This is a genomic window from Pseudomonas allii, assembly GCF_055380095.1.
Map to the genome: position 1 here is coordinate 4,681,062 of NZ_AP039450.1, position 17,516 is coordinate 4,698,577.

Genomic DNA, 17,516 nt, shown 5'->3' on the forward strand with positions numbered 1-17,516 from the left:
AGGTCTGATCACCCGACAACAAGGGTGACAGGCGAGAGGTAAAGACTGTGGAAGCACATTTGATGGAATGGCTGAACCTGAGCGTGCGCTGGGTTCACATGATCACGGGCGTCGCGTGGATCGGCGCTTCTTTCTACTTCGTCTGGCTGGAAAACAACCTCAATCGCGTCAACCCCAAGAGCGGCCTGGCCGGTGACTTGTGGGCGATCCACGGTGGCGGTATCTACCACCTGGAAAAATACAAACTGGCCCCGCCGACCATGCCGGACAACCTGCACTGGTTCAAATGGGAAGCCTATTTCACCTGGATGTCGGGCATCGCGCTGCTGTGCGTGGTGTTCTACTGGAACCCGACCCTGTACCTGCTGGCCCCGGGCAGCAGCCTCAGTGGCCCGCAAGGCGTGTTGCTGGGCATTGGCTCACTGTTCGCCGGCTGGTTCATCTACTCCTTCCTCTGCGACTCGGCCCTGGGCAAGCGCCCTGCCCTGCTCGGTTTCATCCTGTTCGTGCTGTTGATTGCCGCCGCGTACGGCTTCAGCAAAGTGTTCAGTGGGCGTGGCGCGTACCTGCACGTGGGTGCGGTGATCGGCACCATCATGGTGGGCAACGTGTTCCGCATCATCATGCCGGCACAACGCGCGCTGGTGGCGGCGATCGCGGAAAACCGTACGCCGGACCCGGCACTGCCCGCCAAAGGTTTGCTGCGTTCGCGTCACAACAACTACTTCACCTTGCCGGTGCTGTTCATCATGATCAGCAACCACTTCCCGAGCACCTACGGCAGCCAATACAACTGGCTGATCCTGGCGGGCATCGCGGTGGCGGCGGTGTTGGTGCGTCACTACTTCAACACCCGGCATAACAGCCAGAAGTATGCGTGGACGTTGCCGGTGGGTGCGCTGGCGATGATCAGCCTGGCCTACGTGACCGGCCCCAAGCCGGTGGCCGAAGTGGCCAAGGCCCCAGCGGCCATCGAGTACCAACCGTTGCCGGAAACCGCACTGGGCGGTGGCTTGAAACCGGCAGCGCCTGCCGCACCCGTTGCTGAACCTGCGCCGGCCCAGGCGACGATTGATTTCGACAAGGTCCACGGCGTAATCCAGGAACGCTGCGCCGTATGCCACTCGGCCAAGCCCACCAGCCCGCTGTTCAGCACCGCACCCGCTGGCGTGATGTTCGACACCCCGGCGCAGATCCAGCAGCAGGCGGCGCGTATCCAGGCGCAGGCCGTGGCGAGCCAGATCATGCCGCTGGGCAACATCACCCAGATGACCCAGCAGGAGCGCGATTTGATTGGCACCTGGATCAACCAGGGGGCGCGTACCAACTGACAGGCTGGCGCAGATCCAAATGTGGGAGGGGGCTTGCCCCCGATGGCAGTGTGTCATTCAACGCATCAGTGACTGAACCACTGCAATCGGGGGCAAGCCCCCTCCCACAAGGGTCTCCAGTGTTTTGAAGATTGAGCTCTACCCGGCAATTGAATGCCGAACAACACAACAATAAAAAAGATCCGAGGTGTTGCATGACCGAGTTAGCCGAACCGCAGATTCCCGCCGCACCCGCCCTGGTGCGGCTGCCCCTCTTGCAACTGATTCTGGTAGGCCTGCAACACGTCTTGCTGATGTACGGTGGCGCCGTCGCCGTGCCTTTGATCATTGGCCAGGCCGCAGGCCTCAGCCGTGAAGAAATCGCCTTTCTGATCAACGCCGACCTGCTGGTGGCCGGCATCGCCACCTTGGTGCAGTCATTCGGCATCGGCCCGGTGGGCATCCGCATGCCGGTGATGATGGGCGCCAGTTTCGCCGCCGTCGGCAGCATGGTCGCCATGGCCGGCATGCCCGGTATCGGCCTGCAGGGCATCTTCGGTGCGACCATCGCTGCCGGGTTCTTCGGCATGCTGATCGCACCGTTCATGTCCAAGGTCGTGCGTTTTTTCCCGCCGTTGGTGACCGGCACCGTGATCACCGCGATTGGCCTGTCGCTGTTTCCCGTGGCGGTGAACTGGGCCGGTGGTGGCAGCGCCGCCGCGACCTTCGGCTCACCGGTCTACCTGGCGATTGCCGCGCTGGTACTGGCCACCATCCTGCTGATCAACCGCTTCATGCGTGGCTTCTGGGTGAACATCTCGGTGCTGATCGGCATGGGCCTGGGCTACGCCTTGTGCGGTGCCATCGGCATGGTCGACCTCAGCGGCCTGGCCCAGGCGCCGTGGGTGCAGGTGGTGACGCCGTTGCACTTCGGCATGCCCAGGTTCGAGCTGGCGCCGATCCTGTCGATGTGCCTGGTGGTGGTGATCATCTTTGTCGAGTCCACCGGGATGTTCCTCGCGCTGGGCAAGATCACCGGGCAGGACGTCACGCCGAAGATGCTGCGGCGCGGCCTGCTGTGTGATGCCGGTGCGTCATTCTTCGCCGGGTTCTTCAACACCTTCACCCACTCTTCGTTCGCGCAGAACATCGGCCTGGTGCAGATGACCGGCGTGCGCTGCCGTTCGGTGACGATGATGGCCGGCGCGTTTCTGATCGTGCTCAGCCTGTTGCCCAAGGCGGCGTACCTGGTCGCGTCGATCCCGCCGGCGGTATTGGGCGGTGCGGCAATTGCCATGTTCGGCATGGTGGCGGCGACCGGGATCAAGATCCTGCAGGAAGCCGATATCGCCGACCGGCGCAACCAATTGCTGGTGGCGGTGAGCATCGGCATGGGCCTGATCCCGGTGGTTCGCCCGGAGTTCTTCGCGCAGCTGCCGCTATGGATGAGCCCGATTACCCACAGCGGTATCGCCATGGCCACCCTCAGCGCGTTGTCGCTGAATATCCTGTTCAACATTCTCGGCGGTTCTGAACGACCTGCCGTTGCTCCTACGCATTGATTCCTTCGTTCGCACAAAAACAATAACGAAACAGGGAACATCAACATGCACACCCTTCTCCTGGGGCCGGCCACAAGCCGTGCCCCATTCTCGCCCCGCACGCGCTGTAACGGCGCACTTGAGCCCAGGCCTGGGAGCCAGTATTCTCCGCGCCCGCTCGAATCGACTCAAAAAAAACAGCGAATGTAAAAGCTGACTGCAAGGCCAACTTATCCCGGCCTCCTGTCTGCAGCCAAAGTGCGCAAATGTCCTCTGAATTCGACTGCATCTCATGCAGCCGACGGGGATTTTTTGGCTTTTTAAACACCTTGGCGCAGCTCTTGCTAAAAGCACTAAAGCTGACCGAACAGACGATTTTTGCAGCGAACCAAAAGGCGCCACACCAGAGCGCCTGCGTAGAAGAAAAACCATAAAACTTTAACTCGGGAGCAACCGAATGAAACCTATGTTCAAAGGCCTGATGCTGGCGGGATCCCTGCTGGCCGGTGGCCAAGCCGTGGCCGGTGACCTGTTGCAGTGGCAGAACAACAGCCTGACTTACTTGTGGGGCAAGAGCTTTACCGTCAACCCGCAGATTCAGCAAACCGTCACGTTCGAACATGCCGATGCGTGGAAGTACGGTGACAACTTTGTGTTCGTCGACCGCATCTTTTACAACGGCACGGAAGACGGCAACGTCGGGCCCAGTACCTATTACGGCGAAATCAGCCCGCGCCTGTCATTCGGCAAAATCTTTGATAAAGACCTGTCGTTCGGCCCGATTAAAGATGTATTGCTGGCCTTCACCTACGAGTTCGGCGAAGGCGACAACGAGTCGTACCTGCTCGGGCCTGGCTTTGACTTGAACATCCCCGGTTTCGATTACTTCCAGTTGAACTTCTACCAGCGCCAGACCGAAGGCAATCGCCCGGGTGACGGCGTCTGGCAGATCACCCCGGTGTGGTCTTACACCATCCCCGTGGGCAACTCCGACGTGCTGATCGACGGTTTCATGGACTGGGTGACGGATAACGACAAGAACGCCCGTGGCACCTACCACGCCAACCTGCACTTCAACCCACAGGTCAAATATGACCTGGGCAAGGCGCTGCATTGGGGCGACAAGCAGTTGTACGTGGGCTTTGAATACGACTACTGGAAGAACAAGTATGGGATCGAAGATTCCGGCGCGTTCAAGACCAACCAGGACACGGCGAGTTTCCTGGTCAAGTATCACTTCTAAAAGCCACTGCAAGACAAATGTGGGAGGGTGCTTGCTCCCGATAGCGGTGTGTCAGTCAGTACATCAGTGACTGACCCACTGCTATCGGGGGCAAGCCCCCTCCCACATTTGGATCTATGCCAGGCCTAGGAACCGAGTGATTTCCTCACGTTTGGCCAGCGCATCTTTGCGCCCCAGCTCGATCAACTCGCTGCAATACCCCGCCTCGAACAACAAGTAACTCAACACCCCCGCCCCGCTCGTCTTGGTCGCCCCCGGCCCGCGCAGAAACAAGCGCAACGCCGCCGGCAGTTCCTGGCGATGCCGCGCCGCGATCTCATCGATCGGCTGGCTGGGTGCGATCACCAGCACCTCCACTGCCGCCACACCAGGCGCGACATGGCTGAACTGGTTCAAGCGTTCGAGCAATTCGATATCGCCTTCCAGGCTGTCAATGAACGTGCTGTTGAGCATATGCCCACCGATCTGCGCCAGGGTCGGTTCCTGGCCGGTGTAGCTGCGCTGCACCGCCGGCTCATTACCCCGTGGGTTGCCGCTGACACCCACCACCAGCACGCGGCTGGCCCCCAGGTGCAACGCCGGGCTGATCGGTGCTGATTGGCGCACCGCACCGTCGCCGAAGTACTCCTGGTCGAGTTTGACCGGCGCGAACAACAAGGGGATCGCCGAGCTGGCCAGCAGGTGTTCGACCGTCAGTTGAGTCGGCAGGCCGATACGGCGGTGGCGCAACCAGGCATCGATGGTGCCGCCGCCCTGATAGAAGGTCACCGCCTGGCCGGACTCATAGCCGAAGGCCGTGACCGCCACCGCATGCAAGTGTTTGTTGCGGATCGCTTCGTCGATGCCGTCCAGATGCAGTTTGTCTTTGAGCAGCGCCTTGAGCGGCGTGCTGTTGAGCAGTGCCACCGGCACTTGCGCGCCCAAACCCAGCAGGCTGTGGATAAAGAAGCGACTCGCCTGGCGGATCACTCCCGGCCAATCACTGCGCAGCACCAGATGGCTGCGAAAGCCCTGCCAGAACGCGGTAAGGCGTTGGATCGCGGCGGTGAAGTCGGTGGCGCCACTGGCCAGGCTCACTGCATTGATAGCGCCGGCCGAGGTGCCGACGATCACCGGAAAAGGATTGGGCGCCCCCGGCGGCAGCAACTCGGCAATCGCCGCCAATACCCCCACCTGATACGCCGCTCGCGCCCCGCCGCCGGAAAGAATCAAGCCTGTAACCGGTTCAGCTGGGCGCATTGCGTCACTCCATTTAAAAGAAAATCAGAGCATCCCTTGTAGGAGCGAGCCTGCTCGCGAAGAACCTGAAAGCGCCGCATTCATCCAGGACAAATGCGGCGTTCTTGCGTTTTTTCGCGAGCAAGCTCGCTCCTAAAAGGGCATTGGTGTTATCGACGGCGTTTTTCGTACAGCTTGGGCTCACCCGGCGGCCGGCTCTTGAAACGGCGGTGGGTCCACAGGTATTGCTCGGGGCATTCACGCACCGAGGCTTCAACCCATTGGTTTATGCGCAGGCAGTCGACTTCATCGCTTTCGCCGGGAAAATCGGTGAGCGGCGGATGGATCACCAGGCGGTAACCGCTGCCATCGGCCAGGCGCTGTTGGGTGAACGGCACCACCAGCGCCTTGCCCAGCTTGGCGAACTTGCTGGTAGCCGGCACTGTGGCGGCCTGGATGCCGAACAACGGCACGAAGATACTTTGCTTGGCGCCATAGTCCTGGTCCGGTGCGTACCAGATGGCACGACCGGCGCGCAGCAGCTTGAGCATGCCGCGCACGTCTTCGCGCTCCACGGCCAGGGAATCGAGGTTGTGACGTTCGCGGCCACGGCGCTGGATAAAGTCGAACAGCGGGTTGCCGTGCTCGCGGTACATGCCATCGATGGTGTGCTTCTGCCCCAGCAGCGCGGCGCCGATTTCCAGGGTGGTGAAATGCAGGGCCATGAGGATCACACCCTTGCCATCCAACTGGGCCTGCTTGAGGTGTTCCAGGCCTTCGACGTGGGCCAGGCGCGCCAGGCGCTGGCGCGACCACCACCAGCTCATGGCCATTTCAAAGAACGCGATGCCGGTGGAGGCAAAGTTTTCCTTGAGCAACTGTTTACGTTCTTTGGCGGACTTTTCCGGGAAGCACAGTTCCAGGTTGCGTGCGGCGATGCGGCGGCGTTCGCCGGCCACGCGGTACATGCCCGCACCCAGCAGGCGACCGATGGTCAGCAGCGCGCGGTACGGCAGTTGGGTGACCAGCCACAAAAGGCCGAGCCCCAGCCATAACAGCCAGAAACGCGGGTGAAAAAATACAGCTCGAAAACGCGGGCGATCCATTACAGATTCCGGTAAAGACAAGGGCCGCGCATTCTACAACGGTTCGACCCGGCTTGCGGCGGGTGAGTGTTCTCGTTATAAGTCTCGACACTTTTCGTGACAAGCCGCTTTTGCCGACCATGAGCCAAACCGAACCGCTAGACCAAGATCCCGTGTTCCAGCTGAAAGGCAGCATGCTCGCCATCACCGTGCTGGAACTCGCCCGTAACGACCTCGACGCCCTGGACCGCCAGCTGGCGGCCAAGGTCGCCCTGGCGCCGAACTTCTTCAACAACGCCCCGCTGGTGCTGGCCCTGGACAAGTTGCCCGCCGGCCAGGGCAACATCGATTTGCCCGGCCTGATGCGCGTGTGCCGTTCCCATGGCCTGCGTACCCTGGCGATTCGCGCTAGCCGTATCGAAGATATCGCGGCGGCCATCGCCATTGAATTGCCAGTACTGCCACCGTCCGGCGCGCGCGAGCGTCCGCTCGAACCATTGGTCGGCGAAGAGAAGAAAAAACCGGAAAAACCACCCGAGCCTGCGATCAAGCCTACAAAGATCATCACCTCGCCCGTACGCGGCGGGCAGCAGATTTACGCCCAGGGTGGCGACCTCGTGGTGGTCTCCTCGGTCAGCCCGGGGGCGGAACTTCTCGCTGATGGCAACATCCATGTATACGGCCCGATGCGCGGACGTGCCCTCGCCGGCATCAAGGGTGATACCAAGGCCCGTATTTTTTGCCAGCAGTTGACCGCTGAACTAGTGTCCATCGCAGGCCAGTACAAGGTTTCGGAAGATTTGCGCCGTGATCCGCTGTGGGGGGCTTCGGTGCAGGTCAACCTGTCGGGCGATGTGTTGAACATCATCCGTCTTTAACGGATACTGCCGCATTTTCCAAGCATCTCTAGACTCTGATAGCACAGCGAAACCGGCATTACTTATGTAGGAATTATTTTTTCCTACAAGGCTGTCCGCCTGCAGCGAGTTCCAAGAGATGTTTTTCAGGGACTGAAAAGTCCTTTTTCCTTAGGGGTGAAACACCTTGGCCAAGATTCTCGTGGTTACATCCGGCAAGGGTGGTGTGGGTAAGACCACCACCAGCGCCGCTATCGGTACCGGCCTCGCTCTGCGCGGCCACAAGACAGTTATCGTCGACTTCGACGTCGGCTTGCGTAACCTCGACCTGATCATGGGCTGCGAACGCCGCGTGGTGTATGACTTCGTCAACGTGGTCAACGGTGAAGCCAACCTGCAACAGGCCCTGATCAAGGACAAACGCCTTGAGAACCTGTACGTGCTGGCCGCCAGCCAGACCCGCGACAAAGACGCGCTGACCAAAGAAGGCGTAGGCAAAGTCCTGGCCGAGCTGAAGGAAACCTTCGAATACGTGGTCTGCGACTCGCCGGCCGGTATCGAGACCGGTGCTCACCTGGCGATGTATTTTGCCGATGAAGCCATCGTGGTGACCAACCCGGAAGTCTCCTCGGTACGTGACTCGGATCGCATGCTCGGCCTGCTGGCCAGCAAATCCCAGCGCGCCGAGAAAGGCGAAGACCCGATCAAGGAGCACCTGCTGCTCACCCGCTACAACCCTGAGCGCGTCAGCAACGGCGAGATGCTCGGCGTTGAAGACGTGAAGGAAATCCTCGCAGTGACCCTGCTGGGCGTGATTCCAGAATCCCAGGCGGTCCTGAAAGCCTCCAACCAGGGTGTGCCAGTGATTCTTGATGACCAGAGCGACGCCGGCCAGGCGTACAGCGATGCCGTCGATCGCTTGTTGGGCAAGACCGTGGAACACCGCTTCCTCGATGTCAAGAAGAAGGGATTCTTCGAGCGTATCTTTGGAGGCAACTAAACAATGAAATTTCTCGACTTCTTTCGCGCCAACAAAAAGCCAAGTACCGCGTCGGTAGCGAAAGAGCGTCTACAGATCATCGTGGCGCACGAACGCGGCCAACGCAGCACGCCGGACTACCTGCCAGCCTTGCAGAAGGAACTGGTCGAGGTGATCCGCAAGTACGTCAATATCGGCAACGATGACGTGCATGTCGCCCTGGAAAATGACGGCAGCTGCTCGATTCTGGAACTCAATATCACCCTGCCTGATCGTTGATCGAACAGGCGGCCGCCACGGCGGCTCGGTCACCTTGATCCCTTTTCGGGAACCGGGTGGGCGAGCCGCCGTTGGCGTTTGTTACGAGGCTGTTTAATGCCGCTGTCCAACATCCACATCCTGTATCAGGACGACGCCGTCCTGGTGGTGAACAAGCCCACCCTGCTGCTTTCGGTGCCTGGCCGCGCCGACGACAACAAGGACTGCCTGATCACTCGCCTGCAGGAAAACGGCTACCCCGAAGCCCGTATCGTCCATCGCTTGGACTGGGAAACCTCGGGCATCATTCTGCTGGCGCGGGATGCCGACACGCACCGCGAGCTGTCTCGCCAGTTTCACGACCGTGAAACCGAAAAAGCCTACACCGCCCTGGCCTGGGGCCAACCGGAACTGGGCAGTGGCAGCATCGATTTGCCGCTGCGCTACGACCCGCCGACCAAACCACGCCATGTGGTCGACCATGAATTCGGCAAGCATGCGCTGACCTTCTGGAAGGTGCTGGAACGTTGCGGGGACTGGTGCCGCGTCGAGCTGACACCGATTACCGGGCGTTCGCACCAGTTGCGCGTGCATATGCTTTCCATCGGCCACCCGTTGCTGGGTGACGGGCTATACGCCCATGAACAGGCCCTCGCCGCGTGGCCGCGCCTGTGCCTGCACGCAAGCATGCTCAGCTTCACCCACCCGCAAAGCGGCGAGCGTTTGCGCTTTGAGTGCCCGGCACCGTTCTAATGCTGCAAATGCAGTCAATGTGGGAGCTGGCTTGCCTGCGATAGCGGTCTTTCTACAAAAAATGTGGAACTGACACACCGCTATCGCAGGCAAGCCAGCTCCCACAGTGGTTTTGTGTTGTGCTCAAGGAGGTAGCTTCACTTCAAATGTGGAGCCAATACGGTAAACTCCGCGCATTGCTGTCTGGAGCTATTTATGCGCGAAGCGTTGAATCAAGGCCTGATCGACTTCCTCAAGGCCTCCCCTACTCCTTTTCATGCCACTGCCGCCCTCGCCCAGCGCCTGGAAGCGGCCGGTTACCAGCGTCTTGATGAGCGCGAGACCTGGGCCACCGAGACCAACGGGCGCTATTACGTGACCCGTAACGACTCTTCGATCATCGCCTTCAAGCTCGGCCGTCATTCGCCGCTGCAGGGTGGCATCCGCCTGGTCGGCGCCCACACCGACAGCCCGTGCCTGCGGGTCAAGCCGCAGCCTGAGCTACAACGCCAGGGCTTCTGGCAGTTGGGCGTGGAAGTCTACGGCGGCGCACTGCTGGCGCCGTGGTTCGACCGCGACCTGTCCCTGGCCGGCCGCGTGACCTTCCGCCGCGACGGCAAGGTCGAGAGCCAGTTGATCGATTTCAAGCTACCCATCGCCATCATCCCCAACCTGGCCATTCACCTGAACCGTGAAGCCAACCAGGGTTGGGCGATCAATGCCCAGACCGAGCTGCCGCCGATCCTCGCGCAATTTGCCGGTGACGAGCGCGTGGACTTCCGCGCCGTGCTCACCGATCAACTGGCGCGCGAGCATGGTTTGAACGCCGACGTGGTGCTCGACTACGAGTTGAGCTTCTACGACACCCAAAGCGCTGCGGTCATTGGCCTGAATGGCGACTTCATCGCTGGTGCACGCCTGGACAACCTGCTGTCGTGCTACGCCGGCCTGCAAGCCTTGCTCACCAGCGACAGCGAAGAAACCTGCGTGCTGGTGTGCAACGACCACGAAGAAGTCGGTTCCTGCTCGGCATGCGGCGCCGATGGCCCGATGCTGGAGCAGACCCTGCGTCGCCTGCTGCCAGAAGGTGATGAATTCGTACGCACCATACAGAAATCTCTATTGGTGTCGGCCGACAACGCCCACGGCGTGCACCCTAACTACGCCGAGAAACACGACGCCAACCACGGCCCCAAGCTCAACGCCGGCCCGGTGATCAAGGTCAACAGCAACCAGCGCTACGCCACCAACAGCGAAACCGCCGGGTTCTTCCGCCACCTGTGCATGGCCCAGGAAGTACCAGTGCAGAGCTTCGTGGTGCGCAGCGACATGGGTTGCGGCTCTACCATCGGCCCGATCACCGCCAGCCATCTGGGCGTGCGCACCGTGGACATTGGCCTGCCGACGTTTGCCATGCACTCGATCCGCGAACTGTGCGGCAGCCATGACCTGGCGCACCTGGTGAAGGTGTTGGGGGCGTTCTACGCGAGCCACGATCTGCCCTGATCTGAATGTGGGAGGGGGCTTGCCCCGGTACAAACCGGGGACATCGTTTACATTTCTAACCGGGGACATGGTTTACAGGTTAATACGCATGATCAGGAGGTAACTGATCATGCCCTGGAACCAAGAGTCCCCCATGAACCAACGAATCAAGCTGGTTGCTGACTGGCTTTCGGGTAACTTCACGAAAAGCCAACTGGCCCGCCGCTTCGGTGTCAGTCGACCTACCGTAGACAAATGGATTGCTCGGCATAACGGCGATTTGAAGTCGTTAGCCGAGGTTTCTCGTCGACCCCACAACAGCCCCAACAAGACCGACGATAAGATCCTCGCTCGCGTAGTGGCCATGAAGGAAGCCCACGATAAATGGGGGCCAAAGAAGCTCATTGAGCTATTGCGAATTGAAGATCCCTCTATCGATTGGCCGTCTCCCAGTACAGCCGGCCAATGGCTTGACCGACTTGGGCTGGTCAGCAAACGGCGGTTCAAGCGTCGGCACGGTACCTCGCATATTGAAATGCGAGAGGCCAATGACCCCAACAAAACCTGGTGCGTGGACTACAAAGGGCAATTCAAGATGCTCAACGCCCAGATGTGCTTCCCGCTGACGGTTACAGACCATGCATCCCGTTTGATTCTGGCTTGCAGGGCTCATCCTAAAATCATGACCCAGCCTGTAAAACAAACCTTTGAGCGGCTTTTTCAGGATTACGGCATGCCGGAAGTCATTCGTTCTGACAACGGAGTCCCTTTCGCCTCTCCTGGCCTGGCGAGGATATCCACACTGGCCGTCTGGTGGATCCGTTTAGGTATCTATCCCGAGCGAACCATGCCGGGAAGACCTGCCCAGAATGGTCGACACGAACGAATGCATCGCAGCCTGAAACTTGAGCTACCGCTAGGGAGCAACTTGGTGGAGCAGCAGCTTTTGCTGGAGCACTTCCGGCATGAGTTCAATTACGTACGCCCTCATGAAGCGCTTGGTATGAAACGTCCGGGAGATGTGTACGTGCCGTCTACTCGGCTTTACCCAGGGTGCTTGCCCGATGTGGAGTATCCGGCAGAAATGCGGGTGCGAAGCGTCAGGCAGGATGGATCGATCAAGTGGAACGGCAAGTTGGTATTTGTCAGCGAGGCCCTATCCGGAGAAAGGATAGGGCTTAAAGAAGCTGAGGATGATGCCTGGGATTTGTACCTGTGTGATTATCCCTTGGGGAGGCTTGGACGAGGTATGACCCGCGTCCAAGCCTCAAATGTGTAAACGATGTCCCCGGTTTCAGATGTAAACGATGTCTACGGTTCTACACCCCGATAGCAGTGTGCCAGTGACTACACCTGACGCTGATCCACCGCAATCGGGGGCAAGCCCCCTCCCACATTGGTGTTGTGTACGCCTGATCTATATCACCTGCACTTCTCACAATCCGACCTAGACTTGTCAGTATTCCCACTCCGACAAGGCCGTCCCCTCCCATGATCTCCATGTCCTCCTTCCACGCCATGATTATTCCTATCCTGATCGGCATGATCATGTTGGCCGTGGGTTTCAACTTTCGCGACAAGCCCCTCGGCGTTTTAGGCATGTGGCTCGGCATGCTGCTGATCCTGGGCACCGTGGTGTACAAGATCCTCGCCAAACTGGCCGAATGACGCTTGCACTCGTACACTCGCTCAACCCGTCGTTTCCAAGGTTGACCGCCTCGTGCTTTCCCGTCTGTTTGCCCTGCCCTGCTACTGCTTGATCGCCCTGCTCACCTTGCTGCCGCTCACGCCTGCCCAAGCCGTGGGTTTGCCCGGCCTGCTCGGCACCACCAACAAGACCCAACCCCAGGCCGAAGTGCCACTGGGGCAGTCGCTGGACGAGGTGATCAAGACCCTGGAAAACGACCAGCAGCGCACCCAGTTGCTGAGCGACCTGAAAAAGCTGCGCGCCGCCACGCAAAAGGCCCAACCGGCCGCCGAAGAAGGCGTGCTGGGGTTGATCGGCGGCACCCTGGCCAACCTGGAGGCACAGTTCTCCGGGGCCGACAGCCCGCTGGGGCGCTGGTCCAACGAAGTCGACCTGGCCAAGGAAGAACTCGACGCACTGATGCTGCCGGCCAATGAATGGCTGCCGATCATTTTCGGTTTTGCCCTGATCCTCGCGGTGTGGAGCCTGCTGGCGTACGCGCTGATCTGGCTCAGCCATCGGGTGCGCGAACGTTTCGGCCTGCCTGAAGAGTTGCCGCAACATCCACGCACCTGGGACATGGTGCGCTTCGCCCTGCGCAAACTCGGCCCGTGGATGATCGCCCTGGTGATCACGGTGTACCTGAGCTACGCCCTGCCCTCATCCCTGGGCAAATCCCTGGCGATGGTGCTGGCCTACGCACTGGTGGTAGGCACCTGTTTCTCGGCCATCTGCGTGATCGCGTTTTCGGTACTCGACGGCCCGCACCGTCATCGCGCGTTGTATATCCTGCGCCACCAGGCGTTCCGCCCGTTGTGGTGGATCGGCAGTTTTGCCGCTTTTGGCGAGGCCTTGAGCGACCCGCGACTGGTCCAGGCGCTGGGCCAGCACCTGTCCCACACCGCCGCGACAGTCGCCAATGTGATGGCGGCGCTGTCGACCGGTGTATTCATCCTGCGTTTCCGCCGGCCCATCGCCCACCTGATCCGCAACCAGCCGCTGTCGCGTCGCCTGACGCGCCGCGCCCTCAGTGACACCATCGAAATCATCGGGTCCTTCTGGTACATCCCGGCCTTGCTGCTGGTGGGTATCTCGTTGTTCGCCACCTTCGTCTCGGCCGGCGATACCAGCACAGCGTTACGCCAGTCCCTGCTGTGCACGGTGCTGCTGGTGCTGTGCATGGTGATCAACGGCCTGGTCCGTCGCCACGCGCTCAAGCCGCAACGCGGGCACAAACGCCATGCACTGTATTCCGAGCGCCTGAAAAGCTTCGTCTACACCCTGGCTCACCTGATCGTGTGGCTGGTGTTTATCGAACTGGGCCTGCGGGTGTGGGGCCTGTCGCTGATCCGCTTTACCGAAGGCGATGGCCATGAAGTCAGCGTCAAGCTGTTCGGCCTGGCCGGGACCCTGCTGTTCGCCTGGTTGATCTGGATCCTCAGCGACACCGCGATCCACCATGCCCTCACCCGCTCGCGCAAAGGCCTGGCCAACGCGCGGGCGCAGACCATGATGCCGTTGATTCGCAACGTGCTGTTCGTGACCATCTTTATCATTGCTGCCATCGTCGCCCTGGCGAACATGGGCATGAACGTCACGCCGCTGCTGGCCGGTGCCGGTGTGATCGGCCTGGCCATTGGTTTCGGCGCGCAGTCGCTGGTGGCGGACTTGATCACCGGCCTGTTCATCATCATCGAGGACTCCCTGGCCATCGACGATTACGTGGATGTGGGCGGCCACCTGGGCACGGTGGAGGGCCTGACCATCCGCACCGTGCGCCTGCGGGATATCGACGGCATTGTGCACACCATCCCGTTCAGCGAGATCAAGAGCATCAAGAACTACTCGCGGGAGTTCGGCTACGCGATCTTCCGGGTGGCGATCCCCTACAACATGGAAATCGACGACGCCATCAAGCTGATGCGCGATGTCGGCCAGAAGATGCGCAACGACCCGCTGCAACGCCGCAACATCTGGTCGCCTTTGGAGATTCAGGGGGTGGAGAGTTTCGAGTCGGGCAGCGCGATCCTGCGGGCGCGGTTCAAGACGGCGCCGATCAAACAGTGGGAAGTGTCGCGGGCGTTCAACCTGTCGTTGAAGCGGCATCTGGATGAGGCGGGGCTGGATCTGGCGACACCGCGCTTGAGCGTGCAGGTGGTGACGGCGGCTTCGGGCGGATTAGACAAAGAAAAAAATACCTGAAAGCAACACAGCTCAAAATGTGGGAGGGGGCTTGCCCCCGATGGCGGTGTATCAGTCGCTCATTAGTCGACTGACACTCCCTCATCGGGGGCAAGCCCCCTCCCACATTTTTGATCTGTGGCGTTTACGCGATCGCAGCGCTGTCCATCTTCTGGCGCAGGCTCAACGGGCGCATGTCGGTCCAGACCTCCTCGATATAGGCCAGGCACTCTTTCTTCAGGCCGCTCTTGCCCACGGTGCGCCAGCCTTCCGGCACGGCCTTGTAGTCGGGCCAGATGGAATACTGTTCTTCATGGTTGACCACTACCTGAAACAGGATGTCGTCGCGGTCAAATACTGAGGTCATTGCTGTTCTCCATCGCTATAAGGCTGGCTGCGCACCGTGCGCAGCCCTGATATCTGTAGAAACGTACCAGGCTGGCAAAAAATTAGAGGCTAGCGACCGCTGCCGCCAACGCGCGACCGAAGATATCCGCCACCCGGTCCACTTCGTTGGCGGTGATCACCAGCGGCGGCAGGAAACGCACCACACTGCCGTGCCGGCCGCCCAGTTCGAGGATCAGCCCGCGCTTGAGGCATTCACGCTGCACCAGCGGCGCCAATTGGCGATGCACGGGCGGATGGCCTTGAATGTCCGGCGTGCCGTTCGGGTCGACCAGTTCCACGCCGAGCATCAACCCACGGCCCCGAATATCCCCCAGGTGCGGGAAGTCGCGTTGCAGGATGCGCAGGTGTTCACCCAGGCGCTCGCCCATGCCCGCCGCGTGGCCGGCCAGGTCGTGGTCCTTGAGGTAGCGCATCACCGCCGAACCCGCCGCCATGGCCATCTGATTGCCACGGAAGGTCCCGGCATGGGCGCCCGGCAGCCAGGTGTCGAGCCAGTCGCGATACACCACCACCGCCAACGGCAGGCTGCCGCCGATGGCCTTGGACATCACCACCACATCCGGGATGATTCCGGCGTGTTCGAAGGCAAACATCTTGCCGGTGCGACCGAAACCGCTCTGGATTTCATCGACGATCAACGCCACGCCTGCCTGCTCGGTGATACGGCGCAGGCCGCGCACCCAGTCCAGGTCAGCCGGAATCACGCCGCCCTCGCCCTGCACCACTTCGACAATCACCGCCGCCGGCAGCAATACACCGGCCTCCGGGTCATTCAGCAGGTTTTCCAAATAATGCAGGTTGACCCGCACGCCTTCCGCGCCACCCAAGCCGAACGGGCAACGGTAGTCGTAGGGGTATGGCAGAAATTGCACGCCATTGCCGAGCAAGGCGCCCAGGGGTTTCTTCGGCCCCAGGCTGCCCATCAGGCTCAAGGCGCCCTGGCTCATGCCGTGATAACCGCCCTGAAATGACAATACGGTGCTGCGCCCAGTGGCGGTGCGTACCAACTTCAACGCAGCTTCCACCGCATCGGTGCCGGTGGGGCCGCAGAACTGGATTTTCGCTTCCCGCGCCAGCGCAGGCGGCAACAAACCGAACAGGTCCTGCACGAACTGGTCCTTGACCGGGGTGGTCAGGTCCAGCGTGTGCAGGGGCAGTTCATCGGCCAGCACCTGTTGAATAGCCTCGATCACCACCGGGTGGTTATGCCCCAGCGCGAGGGTGCCGGCGCCCGCCAGGCAGTCGATGAAGCTGCGCCCTTCGACGTCTTCCACGTAAATCCCCTTGGCACGCTTGAGTGCCAGGGGAATGCGCCGCGGGTAGCTGCGGGCATTGGATTCCTGCTGGCGCTGTCGGGCCAGCAGCGGGGTTTCGTCGAACTGGTAAAGCGTTTCATGCACCTGGGCGTCTTCGATACGGCTGGTAGCGACTGACATTTCTCGATCCCTCAATACGCTGAAGATGGTGACCAAACTGCCGATCCGCTGGCGTCTGGCCCCAAGGGGCATGCGCACGGATTTCCTGTTCTGGAAACGCACCAGCGTCGAGGGGATTTAGGGCCTTTGATCACTCGCCAGTGAATACAAAACCAAATATGGGAGGGGGCTTGCCCCGATAGCAATGGATCAGTCACTGGTGTCGGGACTGACAGAGCGCAATCGGGGGCAAGCCCCCTCCCACATTGGAACTGCGTTCGGCATCAAAGACCGCGGTATTTTTCGTTCAGTGCATACAAAATCGCGCAGGTCTCCGCATCCAGAAACCCGCAGTAATCCCGCGCCCGAAAGTGCATCTGAAACGCCCGCGTCCTCTGCTCAAACCCTTGCCGATTCTTCGCCGGCGCATAGCCATAGCGTTGAAACGCCCGCTCCACCTCGACCTCCGGCGGCAGGCCCAGGCAAAACCGGCGCTGATACATCGCCCGCGTCGCCTCATCAAACCAGGCCCCCACCCCTGCTTCATGCAGACACCGCCACGGCAGCCGCGGCCCCGGATCGCTCTTGCGCCCGAACGCCACGTCCGCATGCCCGAGGATGTCGGTGGGCCCGATCTGCGGGTACCGCCCAAGAATGTCGCGAACCAGCGCAATCAATACGTCGGTCTGTTCCTGCGAGTAGGCAGGAAAGCTGAACACACCACCGTCATCCCGCGCCAGGTTGACGATCTCGATGCCAATCGAGCGGCTGTTGAGGTTGTCGTGCCCCGCCCAATGACTCAACCCGGCGTGCCAGGCACGCTTGCCCTCCTCCACCAGCCGGAAGACACGCAGCTCTTCATAACCCGCCGCGCGGTAGTCAGGCTCATCAGGGTCGGGCAGCAAGTAGTGGGCACTCACCCCGTCCTGAGTCAGGGTGCGCAAAGAGGAACCAAAAGGCACTGCGGTGTAATGCAGGATCACCTGCCGCACGGGCTCGCCGTTGCGTTCGTTGAAGCCTCTGGCAGGGAAACTGGTATCGATGACCAACATGAGAACCGTCCTTTTCAATACAGGCCGAGTCGTTCAGCCCGTTCAAGCGCAAAAAAATTACCGCC

The 17,516-nt window shown here is 60.7% G+C and carries 17 protein-coding genes; 12 read left to right on the plus strand and 5 right to left on the minus strand.

Annotated elements, in window-relative coordinates:
- Positions 1–47 precede the first annotated feature (47 nt).
- The 4 genes from ACZ445_RS21355 to ACZ445_RS21370 all read left to right on the plus strand — a co-directional run bounded on the left by ACZ445_RS21355 (position 48) and on the right by ACZ445_RS21370 (position 4,094).
- On the plus strand, positions 48–1,331 hold the full coding sequence (locus ACZ445_RS21355) for a urate hydroxylase PuuD (RefSeq protein WP_179029874.1): 1,284 nt from the start codon (positions 48–50) through the stop codon (positions 1,329–1,331).
- A 194-nt stretch (positions 1,332–1,525) separates the two neighbouring features.
- On the plus strand, positions 1,526–2,872 hold the full coding sequence (locus tag ACZ445_RS21360) for a nucleobase:cation symporter-2 family protein (RefSeq protein WP_179029224.1): 1,347 nt from the start codon (positions 1,526–1,528) through the stop codon (positions 2,870–2,872).
- 245 nt (positions 2,873–3,117) lie between these two features.
- Positions 3,118–3,285, plus strand: coding sequence for a hypothetical protein (locus ACZ445_RS21365; RefSeq protein ID WP_156790787.1), 168 nt, complete (start codon positions 3,118–3,120; stop codon positions 3,283–3,285).
- Positions 3,286–3,308: 23 nt separating this feature from the next.
- Entirely contained in the window at positions 3,309–4,094 is a 786-nt protein-coding gene (locus tag ACZ445_RS21370) for an outer membrane protein OmpK (protein ID WP_464707533.1), read from the plus strand.
- Positions 4,095–4,208: 114 nt separating this feature from the next.
- On the opposite strand, the gene ACZ445_RS21375 is transcribed toward ACZ445_RS21370, so the two are convergent.
- Both ACZ445_RS21375 and ACZ445_RS21380 read right to left on the minus strand, forming a co-directional pair.
- Positions 4,209–5,333: a patatin-like phospholipase family protein gene (locus ACZ445_RS21375; RefSeq protein ID WP_464707534.1), complete on the minus strand. Its 1,125-nt coding sequence runs from the start codon at positions 5,331–5,333 to the stop codon at positions 4,209–4,211.
- Between the two features lie 149 nt (positions 5,334–5,482).
- Complete coding sequence (locus tag ACZ445_RS21380) at positions 5,483–6,418, minus strand: lipid A biosynthesis lauroyl acyltransferase (protein ID WP_179029222.1); 936 nt, start codon at positions 6,416–6,418, stop codon at positions 5,483–5,485.
- A gap of 119 nt (positions 6,419–6,537) precedes the next feature.
- Between ACZ445_RS21380 and minC the strand changes: the two genes are divergently transcribed.
- From minC to ACZ445_RS21420, 8 genes are all read left to right on the plus strand, one after another.
- On the plus strand, positions 6,538–7,275 hold the full coding sequence (minC, locus tag ACZ445_RS21385) for a septum site-determining protein MinC (RefSeq protein ID WP_058424650.1): 738 nt from the start codon (positions 6,538–6,540) through the stop codon (positions 7,273–7,275).
- A gap of 166 nt (positions 7,276–7,441) precedes the next feature.
- Positions 7,442–8,254, plus strand: coding sequence for a septum site-determining protein MinD (gene minD / locus ACZ445_RS21390; protein WP_003209098.1), 813 nt, complete (start codon positions 7,442–7,444; stop codon positions 8,252–8,254).
- Positions 8,255–8,257: 3 nt separating this feature from the next.
- Positions 8,258–8,512, plus strand: coding sequence for a cell division topological specificity factor MinE (gene minE, locus ACZ445_RS21395; protein ID WP_003175252.1), 255 nt, complete (start codon positions 8,258–8,260; stop codon positions 8,510–8,512).
- A 96-nt stretch (positions 8,513–8,608) separates the two neighbouring features.
- The gene (locus ACZ445_RS21400; RefSeq protein ID WP_464707536.1) at positions 8,609–9,244 is read left to right on the plus strand and encodes an RluA family pseudouridine synthase; all 636 of its coding nucleotides are present in this window, start codon (positions 8,609–8,611) and stop codon (positions 9,242–9,244) included.
- 195 nt (positions 9,245–9,439) lie between these two features.
- Positions 9,440–10,729, plus strand: coding sequence for a M18 family aminopeptidase (locus ACZ445_RS21405; protein WP_058424651.1), 1,290 nt, complete (start codon positions 9,440–9,442; stop codon positions 10,727–10,729).
- 109 nt (positions 10,730–10,838) lie between these two features.
- Complete coding sequence (locus ACZ445_RS21410; RefSeq protein WP_464707537.1) at positions 10,839–11,987, plus strand: integrase core domain-containing protein; 1,149 nt, start codon at positions 10,839–10,841, stop codon at positions 11,985–11,987.
- A 221-nt stretch (positions 11,988–12,208) separates the two neighbouring features.
- Complete coding sequence (locus ACZ445_RS21415) at positions 12,209–12,376, plus strand: hypothetical protein (protein ID WP_183133332.1); 168 nt, start codon at positions 12,209–12,211, stop codon at positions 12,374–12,376.
- A gap of 52 nt (positions 12,377–12,428) precedes the next feature.
- Positions 12,429–14,597, plus strand: a complete 2,169-nt coding sequence (locus ACZ445_RS21420; protein WP_058424652.1) for a mechanosensitive ion channel family protein — start codon at positions 12,429–12,431, stop codon at positions 14,595–14,597.
- Between the two features lie 124 nt (positions 14,598–14,721).
- On the opposite strand, the gene ACZ445_RS21425 is transcribed toward ACZ445_RS21420, so the two are convergent.
- The 3 genes from ACZ445_RS21425 to ACZ445_RS21435 form a co-directional block, all read right to left on the minus strand.
- Positions 14,722–14,943 carry an MbtH family protein gene (locus tag ACZ445_RS21425; RefSeq protein WP_058424653.1) on the minus strand — a complete coding sequence of 74 codons (222 nt, stop codon included), beginning with the start codon at positions 14,941–14,943 and terminating at the stop codon, positions 14,722–14,724.
- A gap of 82 nt (positions 14,944–15,025) precedes the next feature.
- Entirely contained in the window at positions 15,026–16,420 is a 1,395-nt protein-coding gene (locus ACZ445_RS21430; protein ID WP_464704266.1) for a diaminobutyrate--2-oxoglutarate transaminase, read from the minus strand.
- A 263-nt stretch (positions 16,421–16,683) separates the two neighbouring features.
- Positions 16,684–17,451 carry an N-acetylmuramoyl-L-alanine amidase gene (locus ACZ445_RS21435; protein ID WP_464707538.1) on the minus strand — a complete coding sequence of 256 codons (768 nt, stop codon included), beginning with the start codon at positions 17,449–17,451 and terminating at the stop codon, positions 16,684–16,686.
- Positions 17,452–17,516: the final 65 nt, after the last annotated feature.